Genomic DNA, 347 nt, shown 5'->3' on the forward strand with positions numbered 1-347 from the left:
CCATCAATCCGTAACCAGCGTAGAACACGGAAACAACGCCGCTGCTACCACCCAGCAAGCGACCGGAAGTCAGAACAGCATTGATGGCTTGAGTACTACCGCCTATGTTCAGGGTCAAGGTAAAGCTGCCTGTTGTAGCATTTCCTACTATCGCATACAGTATGCCCTGAAATCCTGAACCGGTATTGGACACAACAGGAACAACGTGAGGAAACGCAGAATTGCCGGTGTCTGCTGGACACATAGCAGTAGAGGCTACTGAACTCGGAGTAACAGGCAAGGTCACACTAGTCCATGATGCTCCATTGTTAGTGGTGTAGTTCAGCGCTGTCGTCGTGGTGTTCAGG

At 51.0% G+C, this 347-nt stretch carries 1 protein-coding gene; it reads right to left on the reverse strand.

The genetic code is table 11. The features are described from left to right. Positions 1–347 (reverse strand): hypothetical protein (locus AC1RPT_RS07845; RefSeq protein WP_481762993.1); only part of this gene is annotated, 347 nt, incomplete at both ends.

Source organism: Dellaglioa sp. CoH-56-MRSF-11 (assembly GCF_056782135.1).